We start from the raw sequence: 14,873 nt of genomic DNA, 5'->3' as shown, positions 1-14,873 counted from the left end.
AATTTCATTAAAAGGGGTATTTTTCAATGAAAAAGCTGTTGATGGTTTTATGCAGTCTAGGTTTCCTGGCTGGCATCTTTCTAGGTTCCGGCCCGGTCTTTGCGGACCACAATGGGGATATGAATTGTGATGATTTTGAAACAGGCGAAGAAGTAATGGAGTTCTGGAATGACCACGATTATTCCGAGAACAATGATCCTGATGATCTCGACCGCGACAGTGACGGACAGCCCTGTGAAAACTTAACAGATGGGGTTTACGACGGAGGTGATGGGGAAGAGTCAACTGAAGATGATGACTCAACTTCAGAAGAAGCTGATGAAGAGGATTCTGATGAATCCGCTGCTTCAGATGGAGGTGATAGCGGGTCTTCTGAGGAAGAAGGAGGGGAACTGCCGGATACAGCTACCAACAACCCGCTTATGATAGTCATGGGAGCTTTATTTGCAGGTGCCGGCGTGCTGTTCCTTCGTAAGAATTCAGTTAACTAATCATTTAATTCCCCATCCCTAAAGGAGGCAGGCTTTAAATCCGCCTGCCTTCATTTCTATGGAGGTCTGGTTATGAGGAAAAAAATAGGCATTATCCTGATTGCTGCCGGTTTATCAATTGTCGCATATTTTGGGTATGAATGGTGGGAACAGCGTCAGGTTATCCAGTCTATGAGTGCAAGTGAGCTTAATGATTACCTGGAATATGATGATAAAGTCCTCGATTCAGAGAGTCTTCCAAACGAAGACGTCGAGAATAATTTTGAAAAAGGAGAGGAAATGGCTGAGTTGAAAATACCATCCATTGAGCAGAAGTATCCCGTATACTGGGGAACAGACGAAGAGACATTAACTCAGGGAGTGGGAATGCATGAGAGTGAATGGACCGTCACACCGGAAGAGAACGGACACACTCTTCTGTCCGGCCACCGTGATACGGTTTTTACTGAAATGGGAGACTTAAAAATTGGCGATCTTATTTATGTGGATTACGAAGGTAAAGAATATGCTTATCAAATCCGAGAGCTTTTCATTGTGGAAGAGGATGACAAAAGTGTTGTAGTAGAGAAGGATCAGGCTGGCCTGACCATTTCAACCTGTTACCCCTTTCAGTTTGTGGGTGATGCACCTTACCGTTATATTGTAGAAGCAGATTTAGTAAAAGCAGAGTAAGCAGCACTGTAGGTTCTTGAACTACAGTGCTTATTGTATGCAGGGCTGCCGGCATTGAATTCCTTCTATAATTTTTTCCTGTAAGTCTATCCGCAAATCCTCCCCCAGATAGAAAAAACTCCTTATTTCTTGTAAAATGAATGCGGAACTAAAATTCAAAATAGAAAAGGTGTTCTGGATTGAAATCATATATTGTAGTAGGAGCAGGCATTCTCGGGGCTTCCACTGCTTATTATTTAGCTAAAGCAGGTGCTGAAGTTACAGTAGTCGACCGCAAAGATACCGGCCAGGCCACTGATGCCGCGGCAGGGATCATTTGTCCGTGGCTCTCCCAGCGCAAGAATAAAGCGTGGTATAAATTAGCTAAAGGTGGAGCACGATACTATCCTTCATTAATCAAAGAACTGGAAGCAGATGGCGAGATAGAAACTGGTTATCAAAGGGTTGGCGCTCTACGTCTTCATACTGAAGAAGAAAAAATAAATGAAATGATGGAACGGGCTCTTGAACGTAGAGAAGCAGCTCCAGAAATGGGCGAAATTCAAAAGCTGTCACCTGAGGAAACAAAAGAAATGTTTCCGCCGTTAGATGAAAGCTACAGCTCGATTTTTATAAGTGGAGCGGCCAAGGTGGACGGAAGAGCCTTGCGGGACGCTCTAATAAGCGCTTCTAAAAAAAGAGGGGTTGAGTTTGTTCAAGGAGATGCTGAACTGAAAGTAGAGAATTCGCGTGTAGTAGGAGTGAATACAGCTGACGGAACATTATATGGAGAGAAAGTAATCGTTACCGCTGGTGCCTGGGCGAAAGAGCTTGTACTTCCGCTTGGGGAAGAGTTTCTTGTTCATCCGCAAAAAGCTCAAATTGTTCACCTCGAACTTCCCGATATAGAGACTGCACACTGGCCTGTCGTCATGCCGCCGACTAATAAATATCTGTTGTCATTCGATCAGGGCCGGGTTGTTGTTGGGGCGACACATGAAACGAAAGAAAAATTTGATTCTAGAATAACCGCTGGAGGTCTGCATGAGATTTTTCATAAAGTTTTAGGAGTAGCTCCCGGCCTTGCGAAAGCTACTTTCAAGGAAACAAGAGTCGGCTTCCGTCCATTTACGCCTAATTCTCTGCCGGTTTATGGACCGCTGCGGAATTATGAAAGTTTGTATTTAGCAAATGGACTTGGAGCCTCAGGATTGACTTCCGGCCCGTTCATTGGAGCGGAATTAGCCCGGATGGTATTAGGGGAGGCGACGGAACTCGAGCCGGAGCATTACCGGATTGAACTGGCTTTAGCAAAGAAAAAATGAAGCATGGCTTATCGCTGTGCTTCATTTTTTATGAGCGTAAACCCAATTCGCTGCAGGGCCTGCTCTAGACTAGAGGCTATAATTATATTTTTAAACTTCGCGCCTTGTTTCACCTGTGCCATAGCCATGTCTGGCCGTATGCCTGTAATTACAGCCTTCACTCCCATTAATTCTAAGGAATCAATAATGTTCATGAGATGGTTAATAAACAGGTTGTTAAATGTGACAAGTCCTGATAAATCTAAAATAAAATAATCTAATTCATTCTGTTGTACCTGGCGTAGAATATTGCCTAAGAGCTGGGACGAACGATCTTCACTCATATACCCTACGATGGGAAGGACAGCGACTCCTTCAGTAACAGGAACAATAGGTGTCGACAAAAGGTCAACTTGCTGCTGAGTTTGATCGAGGTTGATGATGAAATTAAACATCTTCCCAATAGATTGTAGAAATGAGATCTCCTGGTTTGAGAATTCTTTCGCTTCCGTATCCAGCACGCACAATGTACCAAACTCCTGGTTATCTTTATCGTAAAGCTTAACCCCCATGAATGCTTTTGCACCAAGTTCCTCAGCCAGCTTCATGTGACTCGTAGCCTCATCCTCGCTTAAGTTAAACGTCTTAAAGTGAGCATCGTCGGACGAAATAACATATTGGCAGTAGGAGGAGTCATAATCGACTTGTAAGTCGGAATCAACAATTTGCTCACCTTTATTGTAGGCATCCATTACCTGCATATAATCTTCTTCTTTTTTTGCAATGTAGACTGTATTCACACCTATAAACTCACTTATATGTACTAATAATTCGTTCGCTGCTTGTTCAACAGACTCGTATTCTAAGTCACTCATGTTCATAAAAAGGCGGCTCCTTATCATTTTAGTTAGAGGATATTTTCATAATATAATATTACCAAAATGCTGAAGACCTTTAAACGATTTCGATTTCTAATAAATAAAAACCGGTGCGGACGATCGCACCGGTTTTACTTTAGGATTGGTTTAATTGTTTAATGGATTCTTTTGACACTGCCAGAGTAGACTGGGGATTTTGACCGGTGATTAAACGGCCGTCCACTTCTACATGCTCGGACCAGTTTGGACCGGAAAGAAATTCAGCGCCTAATTCACGCAGCCTGCTTTCTAGTAAGAAGGGCATGTGCTGATCAAGCGTAGTATCGACTTCTTCTGAATCTGTAAATGCGTTAACTCGTTTACCCTTAACCAACGGCTCTCCGTTCGTAAGGGTGGCACCCGCCAGCCCTGAAGGTCCGTGACAAACGGCTGCAACGACTTTATCGGCTTCATAAAAATCACGGAGCAGCTGCTGAAGCTTCTGATTATCAGGGAAATCAAACATTGTACCATGTCCGCCAGGCAGAAAAATGGCATCGAATGCTTCAGCGGAGATTGATTCGAGCGGTACGGTGTTCTCCAAATGCTCTTTCGTATCCAATATTTCCGCAGGCTCATCATCGCTGACACTGTTAGGGTCTATTGGCGATTGACCGCCCCTCGGACTTGCTACAGTTACTTCATAACCATGTTGTTTAAATTCATTATATGCTTCACCAAATTCGGACAGCCAGATGCCGGTAGGTGTGTCTTCGTTTATTTTGTCGTGATTAGTTACGACCATTAATACTTTTTTAGACATGAAAAAGACCTCCTGAAAGGGTTTGGTTTTATTCCAGATAATTCCCTCGAATTCAAAAGGTCAAACGTATTATTTTTCAGGTGCCCGCTCTTTCAATAACAGAACGGTTTCTTTATCAGAGCTGGCTGGGTGCTGGTATTCGTGCTGGTAAGTCTGGTGGCCTTTACCTGAGATTACAATCCAGTCACCTTCTTTACTTAGAGACAGCGCTTTTTCTATAGCCAGCGTGCGATCGTTAACAATTTCACCTTTGGCATTTCCGTAATTGTCTTGTAAGTCATACAGGGTTTGAATCATTTGTTCTTTAGGAACACTGTTCAGGTTATCCAATGTCAGAATATAATAGTCACTCATCTCGGCGCTGATTCGTACCATTTCTTTTCGTTTTTCTGTATCTTTATCCCCTTTAAAACCAAACACATGATATAAGCTCCCTGATTTTGACTCATAGGAAGTCTGTAAGCAGTTGATTATGGCGTCCGGAGTATGAGCATGGTCAATGACTACGGTCGCCCCATTAGGGAAATCAATCATATTAAACCGGCCTTCCACCCCTGGAAAACGTTCAATTGCTTCACAAATGGCATTAGGAGAAGCATGAAGAACTTTAGCACAGGCGTAAGCAATAGCCACATTAAACAGGTTATGATAACCCGGAATAGGAGAGGTGACATTACAGGATTGAATTCCTTCATTTAACCGCACCGAATAAGGATAGGATAACTTAAAGTCTGTCATCTGAATGACTGCATCCGGATTTTCACCAAATGTCACAACAGAGAGGTCCTTGTTTCTTAGTCGATTAGAAAGTTTCTCGCCGTAATGGTCATCGGCATTAATAACAGCCGTTCCCTGAGGTTTTAACTTAGAAAATAACATGCTCTTAGCTTCAAAATATTGATCAAGAGTCCCATGATAATTCAAGTGTTCGTGAGAGAGATTAGTAAACAGACAAATATCAAATGAAATTCCTTCTAAGCGAAACTCAGCCAGTCCTTGAGAAGAGGCCTCCATGATTACAACGTCATCGTTACTCTGAGATAATAATTGATTAATCTTCAAAGCGTTCGGAGTAGTATTCTGCGTTGTCGTCTTTTCCCCGTTCACAATGTTTTGAATGGTCCCTATGAGGGAACATGAATAACCTATCTCCTCTAATATATGTTTGACAAGATAGCTTGTCGTTGTCTTTCCATTCGTACCTGTAATTCCTATCATCAGCTTTCTTTGGGAAGGGTCCCGGTAGAAAGCAGCAGATACAATCCCCAGCGCTTTTTTACTATTTACTACTTTAATATAAGGAATGGAAATGCCCGGTTCATCATTTTCTCCGATGACCGCTGCAGCTCCTCTTGAAATGGCATCTTTAATATAGTCGTGCCCATCCGATTGATATCCTTTAATTGCCACAAAAATGTAACCCGGTTCTACTTCCGTGGAAGCGTCGGTTATTCCGTTAATGCGGATATTCGTTAAAGGATGGTGGCAGTCGAACAATAATTGATCTAATAGCTGTTTTAATTCCATGGGTATATGTTCACGCCTTTTTTATCGAAGGTTAGGTAAGTTTATAACAATTTTATCAAACTTTCATTGGCTGCACGCTGATTTTTATAGAAAATGATTCAATTGATTCATGGCAGCCAGCGGAAAAAAGTGGAGCACTTAAAAATAAGTATACTGTCTATAATATATAGCAAAACATAAAAAGACAAAGAAAATGACATCGAAGACTAAAAACGTGAGTGGGGAAGAACCATGAAAACAATATCGTTCCAATATCTTAATCAAGCTGGCGTCCTGCATGTATTCGGGCCGGAAGCACAGTCTGTTACAGGTTTAGCATACCATTCGAAGTTAGTAACAGAAGGGGGCGTATTCTTCAGCATCAGGGGAGAGAATAATGATGGCCACCTCTATATAGACGAAGCGCTCCAAAATGGGGCCGCGGCTGTAATCGGCGATAGTCATAGTCACCTGAAGAAGCTGAGTACAAGTTATCCGGACTGTTCGTTTGTCGTTGTTAAAGACGTCCGACAGGCTATGGCGTTACTTGCTAAATTCTATTATAACCATGTTAGTGAAGAGATAAAATTAATAGGGGTAACTGGAACTAATGGAAAAACTACAGTTTCGTCTTATGTACAATCTCTTTTAAATCTGCTCGGAACACCGACTGGTTTAATCGGCACTACGGGCATCTATAACTCCCGTCAGAAAATCCCTTATAATAAAAGTACACCTACTACGCCGGAAGCTGTCGACCTGCATCATATTTTTTCAAAATTACGTTCCCACGGAGACGCGGCAGCTTCCATGGAAGTTTCTTCAATTGCACTGGATCAGAAGCGTGTAGAAGGTATTAAATTTGACGTAGCGATTCATACGAATTTTTCTGAAGAACATTTAGAATATCACCATACATTGGAGCACTATAAAGCATGTAAGCTGAAATTGTTTAAACAGGCAACATGTGCCGTTATAAATTTGGATGATGATGGGATGGGGAAGGATATCCCGGATTTATTTGATGGACCGGTCATTAGGTATAGTTTACAACAATATAGTGACGCTGATCTTACGGCAGGTGAATTAGTAACTTCAGAAGAAGGCTCGCATTTCACCCTCACATACTTAGGAGAAAAATATCGGGTATATGTCCCAGTCTATGGTACGTATAATATCTCCAATGTACTGTCTTCAATAGGGACTGCTCTATTATTAGGCTATCCAATTTCAGAAATTCTAAGTGCTTTAGAAAGACTACAAAGTCCAGAGGGAAGATTTCAGGTTATCAAAGCACCTGATCAGACAAAAGTAATTTTGGATTATGCCCATACCCCTGTAGCGCTTACAAGGCTGATAGAAGAAGTAAAGAAGCTGTCGTATGACCGCTTAATCGTGATGATTGCAGGAATAGGAATCCGGGATTTTAAAAAAATGCCAAAGATGGCTTCTATTATAGAAGGAAAAGCCGATGAAATTATCGTAACCGTGGATCACCCAGGGTTTCATGAACCTCAGTTAATCGTAGATCAAGTGATGAGCGGATTCACCAATCCTGAATCCCCCAATATTCATGCGGCTTTAACGAGGGAAGAAGGAGTAAGAAAAGCCCTTCGGCTTGGACAGCCTAATGATATTATTTTGTTAACGAGCGGATGTATCAATAATGCTCAAATTATAAAAGGAAAAGAAATCCCGCACTCGGATGAAGATATTATAAAAAAGCATTTCTTACAATCCTCTTAAATGCAGAAAGGCCGGCGCGGCAGCTTTTCGGTTATCGAAAGTCAGAGTAAGAGACGCAGGAACTTTATCGCTCTGTGCGGGAATGACTCTGCAGAGCGAAGCCTGAAGTGAACACCATACCCCCCCGTCTCTTTTCTTTTCATTCATACTATTCGATTGATTATGACCATTCGAAAATATAATTCTTCCAAGTGAATATAGGCATCGTTACGATTTTATTTAAAAAAACGTTCCACTGCCTGAGCATAGGAAGTAAAAAAGGAAGGGGTATCTTTTTCAATTATCCCTGAATGCATATGAGCAGCCACAGACTGGTAATACCATTTCTGCTTTTTACAGCCTGAGTTGAAGTAATTCCAAACGGCATTACCAATTTGATGGTAGCTTTCTTCTATTGAAAGAAGGTTGTCCAATTTATCGGCTACAATAAGAGACTTGACGTCAAGGCTTCCTGTTTTAACGACTTCAATAGTGTGTGCTTTGCGCTCATCCCATGGTTTAGATTTATCCTCTGTGTGGGCGGCTACGATATTTCTTACTTCCCCGCCGAATTCCCTCTCAATATCTTCAAGTTCATAAGCCGTATCTTCTACAACATCGTGAAGCAGACAGGCACATATTAAACTTTCAGAACCGCCGGCGTCCTTTAATATACGTGCTACACGTATAGGATGATTAATATAATCTTCATCAGAACTTTTACGCTTTTGACCTTTGTGGGCCACCTCGGCAAATTTTTGGGCTTTATCAATCATCGGTATGTCTCCTTTCCTTATGCAGAATAGTTGTGTACTGCTGTAGTTGGTTATACTATGACAATAGAGTAGTGGGAGCAACAATGGGGAGGATAGAGAAATGGAAACAATAGACGTGTCAGCTGTACCACCGAAAAATAACAAACGAACGATTTTATTAATTGGGAAATTTGATGGTTTACACTTAGGGCATCAGAAGCTCTTAAGTCGGGCACGTGCCCTTCGCCAAAAAGATGAAGAGATCGCTGTTTTTGGTTTTTCGGATCATCCGCTCTGGGTGTTAAAGGGCGAAGCGGCCTATGAGAAATCTCTATCCTCCTATCAAGACAAACTGCAGCTTTTAGAAAAAGCGGGTGTGGATCGATACTATCATATTAATTTTACTAAAGAATATGCACAGATTACACCGGAACAGTTTGTGAAAGAGCAGATCGGACAACTGAACGTAAGCTGTATTGTGATAGGAGAAGGCTTTCGGTTCGGTAAAGGAAGACATGCAGACGTGAATGGATTAAAGGAGCTTTGTTTAGAGCAGGAAATAAAAGTTGCTATTGTGCCGCATGTTTCTTTTCAGCATGAAAAAGTGAGCAGTACAACTATCCGTCATCACACGGCAGCAGGGAGAATGGAAGCCGCTCAATCGATGCTTCACCGTCCCTTCGAAATGACGGGGGTCGTGGAAAAAGGAGAAGCACTGGGAAGGCAGCTTGGATTTCCCACTCTGAATGTTGGCCGGATTGACGAGTATGTGCGTCCTAAGCCGGGAGTCTACATTGGTGTCGTTCAAGTCCAAGGCAGTGCCTCAGATGAGTACTATTACACTTTAATCAGTGCGGGCTATAGGCCGACTGTAAATGGAGATTCGTATAAAGTAGAGGCCTACCTTCTTGATTTTTCAGGAGATTTATATGAACGGACTGTAACTGTTCAATTCTTACGTTTTATGCGCGGAGAAGAGAATTTTGACGGGCTGGACGAGCTCGTACAACAGATGGAGAAGGATGAAGAAGAAGCGCGGGGCATTCTAGGTCTTCCCAACAACGAGAAATAAAGGAGTTATGACATCATGGGGTAGTGGTTGTAGAGGTATGTGACGGAAATTTAATTAACGAATTAGATATCGAGACGATCCTGGAAGAAGAATATCCGGATGTTGCGGTACTCATGAATGAATGTCTTTCCTTCTGCGGATTGTGTGCAATTAAGCCTTACGCAATGGTGAATGGAACGAGAGTGTTTGCGGATACTCCCGAGGAAGCGATTGATAAAATCCGGCTTAAAATTGAAGAAGAGCTGGCTTTTTACGCTGAATAATTGAAGGAGCGAAAGAACAGCTTGATGTAAGCATCTTTGAATGAAGGCAAGTTGACTTATCTAATAGAAAAGAGTAATTGGAACGCAGCTGCGCAGATTAAATAGAACTGCAGGGGCTGCGTTATTTCTGTACTTGGAAACCCAGTGTTTCTCGCAAGCTCAACAGACCGCTTCAGAGCGGCCTGTTACATTAGAGGTCAGGAGCTTAACTTCTCTTCTTTTTTTTCTTCAGCTGGCTGGTTCGTTAAACGCAGTGGGATCTCTTTTAAAAATAATATTAAAATCCATGCTCCTATTAATATGAATGTGCCAAATAAAAATGATCCATTTAAAGCATGGCTTAATATCTCCCTCATTGATGAGATGACTTGGTCAAATTGCGCAGAAGAGAGGGATGAGGCGTTTTCTCTCAGCGCACTGATTTGATTGGGATCCATTAATACCTGGGGATCCCGAAGGTCTGCGGGCGCATCAGCGTTCAGTTGAGACATTTCCCTGCTCATAATCATATTCATAATTGAACCCATGATAGAGACACCCATCGTTCCCCCGGCCTGCCTGAAAAATTGGGAAGCTGAGGTGGAGACTCCAAGGTACCGGTGATCAACGGCATTCTGCACTGTCAAGGTTAATACTGGGAATGTCAGCCCGAGCCCCAATCCTACTAAAATTAGATTGCGCACAACCCCGGCTGCACTTGTATCTATCGTCATTAGGGACATGGAGTACATCCCCCCGGCCATAATGAGCAATCCGAGGATAGCAAATATTTTATAGCGGCCGGTTTTTGTAATAAGCTGACCGCCAACTGTACTGGTGAAAACCATGCTCAGCATCATCGACATCATAATAAAGCCGGTTTTTGTAGCAGAAATACCAAGCACTCCTTGAATGAAAAAAGGCATATACATAATAGCCCCAAACATTCCCATCCCCATCAACAGACCGCTCATATTGGAAATAGAGAATACACTGTTCTTAAAAAGATGGAGAGGAATAACAGGATTCTCTGCTTTTCGTTCGATGATAATAAATAAAATTAATGTGATGACCGACCATGAGAAGAGGCTTATAATAATGGCTGAATTCCATGCGAAATTTTGACCAGCCCAGGAGAATGCGAGCAGTAAAGGCACAATAGTTACGGTAAGAACAATGGCTCCAAGAAAATCTACTGACGTTTTTTCATTTGGAGGGGCTTTGGGGAACATTCTCCAAATCATTGTATAGGCGACTATTCCGAACGGGAGAAAGACCCAGAACACCCAGTTCCATTGAAATGTATCTACTATATAGCCTCCAAGTGTTGGACCAAACACACTCGCTAACCCAAATACAGACCCCATCATTCCCTGCCAGCGTCCACGTTCACGAGGGGGGAACAAATCTCCAATAGCAGTAAAGGACGTGGAAATGATCATGCCTCCCCCAAGACCTTGAACGGCACGGAATATGATTAATTGAAAAATGTTCACTGACATACCGCAAAGCAGAGAAGCAATAATGAATATCCCAATTCCCGTCAGGATAAAAGGTTTACGTCCATATGTATCAGATAACTTACCCACAAGAATAGCTGTAATACTGGATGAGAGCATATAGATCGTAAACACCCAGTTGAAATAATTCATCCCTCCTATATCAGCTACAATTATAGGAAGAGCGGTACCAATTATCGTCTGATTAAGGGCGGCAAACAGCATGGCGGCCATAATCGCAATCATTATGGTGACTTTTTGTTTGTGGTCGAGGTGTTCCATTTGATTTCACCCTTTGTTTTATAAATTATGAAAAATCCGTATTAAATCTTCAAGCTCTCTTTTGGTCAGTTTTTCAAACCTCTCCTGCATATAAGCGGCTCTTTTGTCGTGAAGTTCCTCAAAAATGCTCTCTCCATAAGAAGTAAGCTGAAAAACAACCACTCTGCGATCTTGTTTTGACCTGGTACGTGTCATTAATCCTTTCTCTTCAAGACGGTCCATAATGGATGTCGCATGACTGTTCGAAACATTGAGTACGGAGGCAAGACAGGAAACATTTTGATGACTATTTTCGCGGATCGCGCGAAGAAAGGCGAATTCACTACTCGTAAATCCTTCCCCTAAAAGATCATTTAATTCCTTTCTAAACTCTTTAATGAATTGCCTCATTACCCCTTCCAGCTCTGTAATAAGTGTCATTTTTTCTTGATCCGCCATAATTTGTTTCTCTCCTTGAAAATATCATTAAGTTAATATTAAACCTGGTTAAATAATAAATCAATTGTAGGGAATGCTGTCATTTTATCCAATAGGGTCGAACGAATCTCATTGAGTTTTTGCCAAAGGTTTTGTATCATAGCTGTAATCAGAGAAAAGGTCGGTTAATATACTGGGAGGGTACAGCATGAAAAGGGCATTAGTAGTACAGTCGGATTTTGGGATCAGTGACGGAGCAGTCAGCGCCATGCATGGAGTGGCAAATTCAGTTGATCATGATCTAAAGATATTTGATTTGACTCACGATATTCCTCCTTATAATATCTGGGAAGCCTCTTACCGATTGTGGCAGACAGTCACTTATTGGACAGAGGGGACTGTTTTTGTGTCCGTAGTGGATCCTGGAGTCGGCTCTACGAGGAGAAGCGTTGCGGTTCAAACAGGGTCAGGACAGTACGTTATTACACCAGACAATGGCAGTTTAACCCATATCGCACGGACTGAAGGCATTAGAGCAGTGAGGGAAATAGATGAGTCGGTGAACCGGCTGCCGAAATCAGGAGAATCTTATACCTTTCATGGGAGAGATATTTATGCTTATACAGGAGCCAGGCTGGCTTCGGGGATCATTTCGTTTGAAGGCGTTGGTCCGGAACTTCCCGTGAGCAGTCTCGTTCAGCTGCCAGTAAAAGAGGCCTGGGCAGAGGATAATATGGTAGAAGGAATGATTGACATTCTTGATATCCGATTCGGGAATTTATGGACAAACATCAGCCGTGAGCTTTTTAAATCGTTGGATGTACCCTATGGCGGTGCGATTGAAGTCGAAATCAAGCATGATGGCCGCAGTATTTACCGTAACGTAATGACGTTTGGCCGCTCGTTTGCCGATACTCACAAGGGTGAACCGCTTGTTTACATTAATTCTTTAGATAACATGGCAGTGGCGATTAACCAGGGCTCGTTCGCGAGAGCTTATGGCATCCGTACAGGCTCCAATTGGATAGTCATTTTTCGAAAAAAAGAAGACTGAGGTTGATTCATAATAAGCGGTGAGGTGAAACCTTATGAAGGTCCAGTGGTTGTTGGGGGTATTGTTGTTTGTAGCAGCTGGATGTTCGAATCAAATCGCTGGCATCTATGATCAATCAGAAGGTTTCGATCGGCAGGAAGAAGATGTGATAGATACCCAGGAAAAGGTTGAAAATACACAGTATTTGGATGATTTTATTCAAAATATAAACGACCAACAAGAGGATGAGGTCCGCATTGTAAGCTACACTTCTGAAGGAAATCCTGTGTTTACTTATTTGACATTCGACGGGAGTGAGATTACCTTTCAGTCCGAAAACTCAGATGACACATTCGTCTCAGGAGAAACTATTGAAAAAACATGTGAAAATTTTGAACGTAAAGACCGGGTGGAAGAAACAGTATATCAATTGGAATGTGGGAAGAAGGGAGACTTGATTGACGTTCTTACCCTTCCATATGATGCTGCTGCACAGGATCAGTTTGAGTTCAAATTCTCTTACGACAAAGGAAATCATGTGGTAGTCGATACATTAGAGCAATCATTATCCATTCAGGCGGACTCAAGCAGTTTGAAACAGGAGAATTTCAAACTCACCGAAGAAGAAAGTAATAAAATATATAAGCTGTTCATCAAGGGAAATTACCAGCAGCGTAAAGATCTCTCAGGAAGCTGCCGCGAAGACCGGGAATATTCATTGAAGGTCGTAATCAACGCAAGTGAGAAAAGGTTTGAGTGGTCGAGCTGTGACTCAGGAGAAGACGTCGAAGATATGAATGAATTGGCAGAAGAGATGATTGCAATTATTGAGGAGACCAGAGCTTATCGTAAGGTGTTTGAATGAGTGTAAATGCCCATAAAAAGAGTGTTTCCGCCCATAACATCACTAAAATACCCACAAATGTGCTGACCTGGCCCATAAAATCGTATAATAACCCATAACCGGTAGAACGCCCTTAAATTTTCGACATCTGTCGAAAGTTTTCTTTTTTGAGAAGGATTTTGGAGAGACTTGTAGAGTATATACTCCTTAAGCTAAGGAGGTGAAAAATTTATGATTGTGAAGCAGCGCCGGCGCTCTTCTAAATTAAAAGTGCTGTATTATTTGTTAGAAGCCCTCCCCGAATCCCATCCAGTAGTTGAACAAGTAAAAGAAGAAGTTCTGTTCTCCGCTCCAGGAGAGCGGGGCGAAGAATCCCTGGATTTCCACCTGGATTATCTTGATCCCCCTTTTCTCATTCTCCATAACCTCCGCTTGTTTGATGGTCTCCACTATTTTCAAATCGATACCCTTTTGATGTTCCCGCAATTCATACTTCTCCTCGAAGTGAAGAATATCTCTGGAGAACTAACATATGACACCGACCACCATCAGCTCATTCGGACAAAAGACGGCGATCGAGTTTCTTTTCCTGATTCCATTGAACAAGTTGACCGGCAGCAGATCCTGTTGAAAAAATGGCTGCGTAAAAATTGTGCGTTCAGTCTTCCTGTTGAATCGCTGGTAGTTTTAGCGAGCGCTAAATCACCGGTTGAGATCACGGGTGATAACAGAAAGGAGGCAGGCGAAAGAATGGTAAGACGCCACTCCCTTTTGAGCAGGGTGAAGCAGCTGAGAAACACCGTTATCGGAGAAGAAAAGAGTATGGAAGAACTGTCAAAGGTGGCTCATAGGTTGAAGTCTGCTCATGAACCGTATGTGTTCAATTATCGAGAAAGATTTAAACTTTCTTATGAAGACCTGCATCTTGGCGTTAGATGTCCAGATTGTCATCGTTACCGGATGAAATGGCAGCAGGCCAAGTGGCTGTGCCGGTTTTGCGGGGAACAATCAAAAGATGTTCACCATTATGCTTTAGAAAGATTCTCTTATTTAGTCAGTGAGACGATTTCCAATCGGGAAGCTAGAGAATTTCTTGGGATTGAATCACGATATATCGTAAAACGACTGCTTAAGCACTATCCCCTGGTGGAAAAGGGCGCTAAAAAAGGTGCCAGATACCAGCTGAGATAGCGAAATGCCCATAAAAACACGTTTTCGCCCATAAATGAAGGTATTCGCCCATAAATTACAAGAACCGCCCATAAAACGGATTAATCGTCCATAAAGCACACCCCGCCACCCCCACGCCTCATCAAGCAAAATAAACGCATTCACTATTGCTCCTGTGCTACACTACCACTGTAACCTTTTA

Annotated in this window: 15 protein-coding genes; 9 read left to right on the top strand and 6 right to left on the bottom strand. The window is 42.3% G+C overall.

From position 1 onward, the window contains the following. The first annotated feature begins 26 nt into the window (after positions 1–26). The 3 genes from LF822_RS20990 to LF822_RS20980 all read left to right on the top strand — a co-directional run bounded on the left by LF822_RS20990 (position 27) and on the right by LF822_RS20980 (position 2,467). Positions 27–491, top strand: coding sequence for an LPXTG cell wall anchor domain-containing protein (locus LF822_RS20990; protein ID WP_253926056.1), 465 nt, complete (start codon positions 27–29; stop codon positions 489–491). 72 nt (positions 492–563) lie between these two features. Continuing rightward, positions 564–1,163 carry a class D sortase gene (locus LF822_RS20985; protein ID WP_253926055.1) on the top strand — a complete coding sequence of 200 codons (600 nt, stop codon included), beginning with the start codon at positions 564–566 and terminating at the stop codon, positions 1,161–1,163. Positions 1,164–1,342: 179 nt separating this feature from the next. Next, positions 1,343–2,467, top strand: a complete 1,125-nt coding sequence (locus LF822_RS20980) for an NAD(P)/FAD-dependent oxidoreductase (protein ID WP_253926054.1) — start codon at positions 1,343–1,345, stop codon at positions 2,465–2,467. Between the two features lie 8 nt (positions 2,468–2,475). On the opposite strand, the gene LF822_RS20975 is transcribed toward LF822_RS20980, so the two are convergent. From LF822_RS20975 to LF822_RS20965, 3 genes are all read right to left on the bottom strand, one after another. Next, positions 2,476–3,327, bottom strand: a complete 852-nt coding sequence (locus LF822_RS20975; RefSeq protein ID WP_253926053.1) for an STAS domain-containing protein — start codon at positions 3,325–3,327, stop codon at positions 2,476–2,478. A 133-nt stretch (positions 3,328–3,460) separates the two neighbouring features. Continuing rightward, a complete protein-coding gene (locus LF822_RS20970) occupies positions 3,461–4,126 on the bottom strand; it encodes a type 1 glutamine amidotransferase domain-containing protein (RefSeq protein ID WP_253926052.1) in 666 nt (221 codons plus the stop codon). A 69-nt stretch (positions 4,127–4,195) separates the two neighbouring features. Next, positions 4,196–5,653 carry a UDP-N-acetylmuramoyl-L-alanyl-D-glutamate--2,6-diaminopimelate ligase gene (locus LF822_RS20965; RefSeq protein WP_253926051.1) on the bottom strand — a complete coding sequence of 486 codons (1,458 nt, stop codon included), beginning with the start codon at positions 5,651–5,653 and terminating at the stop codon, positions 4,196–4,198. Between the two features lie 231 nt (positions 5,654–5,884). On the opposite strand from LF822_RS20965, the gene LF822_RS20960 reads away from it, so the two are divergent. Continuing rightward, complete coding sequence (locus tag LF822_RS20960; RefSeq protein ID WP_253926050.1) at positions 5,885–7,378, top strand: UDP-N-acetylmuramoyl-L-alanyl-D-glutamate--2,6-diaminopimelate ligase; 1,494 nt, start codon at positions 5,885–5,887, stop codon at positions 7,376–7,378. 215 nt (positions 7,379–7,593) lie between these two features. Here LF822_RS20960 and LF822_RS20955 read toward each other — a convergent pair whose 3' ends face one another. Continuing rightward, positions 7,594–8,133 carry an HD domain-containing protein gene (locus LF822_RS20955; protein ID WP_253926049.1) on the bottom strand — a complete coding sequence of 180 codons (540 nt, stop codon included), beginning with the start codon at positions 8,131–8,133 and terminating at the stop codon, positions 7,594–7,596. Positions 8,134–8,233: 100 nt separating this feature from the next. On the opposite strand from LF822_RS20955, the gene LF822_RS20950 reads away from it, so the two are divergent. After that, positions 8,234–9,184, top strand: a complete 951-nt coding sequence (locus LF822_RS20950; RefSeq protein WP_253926048.1) for a bifunctional riboflavin kinase/FAD synthetase — start codon at positions 8,234–8,236, stop codon at positions 9,182–9,184. A gap of 23 nt (positions 9,185–9,207) precedes the next feature. Continuing rightward, positions 9,208–9,447, top strand: coding sequence for a YuzB family protein (locus LF822_RS20945; RefSeq protein WP_253926047.1), 240 nt, complete (start codon positions 9,208–9,210; stop codon positions 9,445–9,447). Positions 9,448–9,644: 197 nt separating this feature from the next. Here LF822_RS20945 and LF822_RS20940 read toward each other — a convergent pair whose 3' ends face one another. Next, positions 9,645–11,207 (bottom strand): MDR family MFS transporter, encoded by a 1,563-nt coding sequence (locus LF822_RS20940; RefSeq protein WP_253926046.1) that lies wholly within the window; start codon positions 11,205–11,207, stop codon positions 9,645–9,647. A gap of 18 nt (positions 11,208–11,225) precedes the next feature. Beyond that, positions 11,226–11,645, bottom strand: coding sequence for a MarR family winged helix-turn-helix transcriptional regulator (locus LF822_RS20935; RefSeq protein ID WP_253926045.1), 420 nt, complete (start codon positions 11,643–11,645; stop codon positions 11,226–11,228). Between the two features lie 187 nt (positions 11,646–11,832). Between LF822_RS20935 and LF822_RS20930 the strand changes: the two genes are divergently transcribed. The 3 genes from LF822_RS20930 to LF822_RS20920 all read left to right on the top strand — a co-directional run bounded on the left by LF822_RS20930 (position 11,833) and on the right by LF822_RS20920 (position 14,692). Then, a complete protein-coding gene (locus LF822_RS20930; protein WP_253926044.1) occupies positions 11,833–12,678 on the top strand; it encodes an SAM hydrolase/SAM-dependent halogenase family protein in 846 nt (281 codons plus the stop codon). Positions 12,679–12,712: 34 nt separating this feature from the next. After that, complete coding sequence (locus tag LF822_RS20925) at positions 12,713–13,522, top strand: DUF4362 domain-containing protein (protein WP_253926043.1); 810 nt, start codon at positions 12,713–12,715, stop codon at positions 13,520–13,522. A 210-nt stretch (positions 13,523–13,732) separates the two neighbouring features. Beyond that, entirely contained in the window at positions 13,733–14,692 is a 960-nt protein-coding gene (locus LF822_RS20920) for a nuclease-related domain-containing protein (protein ID WP_253926042.1), read from the top strand. Positions 14,693–14,873 lie beyond the last annotated feature (181 nt).

This window comes from Halobacillus sp. A5, from assembly GCF_024189315.1.
GTDB lineage: Bacteria > Bacillota > Bacilli > Bacillales > Halobacillaceae > Halobacillus_A.
The sequence above is the reverse complement of the archived record's forward strand: the minus strand, read 5'-3'. Positions and strand labels throughout refer to the sequence as shown.

Bases quoted from the DNA above. Each gene is read 5' to 3' on its own strand.
- LF822_RS20960 (WP_253926050.1), top strand. From the start codon at position 5,885: ATGAAAACAATATCGTTCCAATATCTTAATCAAGCTGGCGTCCTGCAT.
- LF822_RS20955 (WP_253926049.1), bottom strand. From the start codon at position 8,133: ATGATTGATAAAGCCCAAAAATTTGCCGAGGTGGCCCACAAAGGTCAA.
- LF822_RS20975 (WP_253926053.1), bottom strand. From the start codon at position 3,327: ATGAACATGAGTGACTTAGAATACGAGTCTGTTGAACAAGCAGCGAAC.
- LF822_RS20920 (WP_253926042.1), top strand. From the start codon at position 13,733: ATGATTGTGAAGCAGCGCCGGCGCTCTTCTAAATTAAAAGTGCTGTAT.
- LF822_RS20965 (WP_253926051.1), bottom strand. From the start codon at position 5,653: ATGGAATTAAAACAGCTATTAGATCAATTATTGTTCGACTGCCACCAT.
- LF822_RS20990 (WP_253926056.1), top strand. From the start codon at position 27: ATGAAAAAGCTGTTGATGGTTTTATGCAGTCTAGGTTTCCTGGCTGGC.
- LF822_RS20970 (WP_253926052.1), bottom strand. From the start codon at position 4,126: ATGTCTAAAAAAGTATTAATGGTCGTAACTAATCACGACAAAATAAAC.
- LF822_RS20985 (WP_253926055.1), top strand. From the start codon at position 564: ATGAGGAAAAAAATAGGCATTATCCTGATTGCTGCCGGTTTATCAATT.
- LF822_RS20940 (WP_253926046.1), bottom strand. From the start codon at position 11,207: ATGGAACACCTCGACCACAAACAAAAAGTCACCATAATGATTGCGATT.
- LF822_RS20935 (WP_253926045.1), bottom strand. From the start codon at position 11,645: ATGGCGGATCAAGAAAAAATGACACTTATTACAGAGCTGGAAGGGGTA.
- LF822_RS20930 (WP_253926044.1), top strand. From the start codon at position 11,833: ATGAAAAGGGCATTAGTAGTACAGTCGGATTTTGGGATCAGTGACGGA.
- LF822_RS20950 (WP_253926048.1), top strand. From the start codon at position 8,234: ATGGAAACAATAGACGTGTCAGCTGTACCACCGAAAAATAACAAACGA.
- LF822_RS20925 (WP_253926043.1), top strand. From the start codon at position 12,713: ATGAAGGTCCAGTGGTTGTTGGGGGTATTGTTGTTTGTAGCAGCTGGA.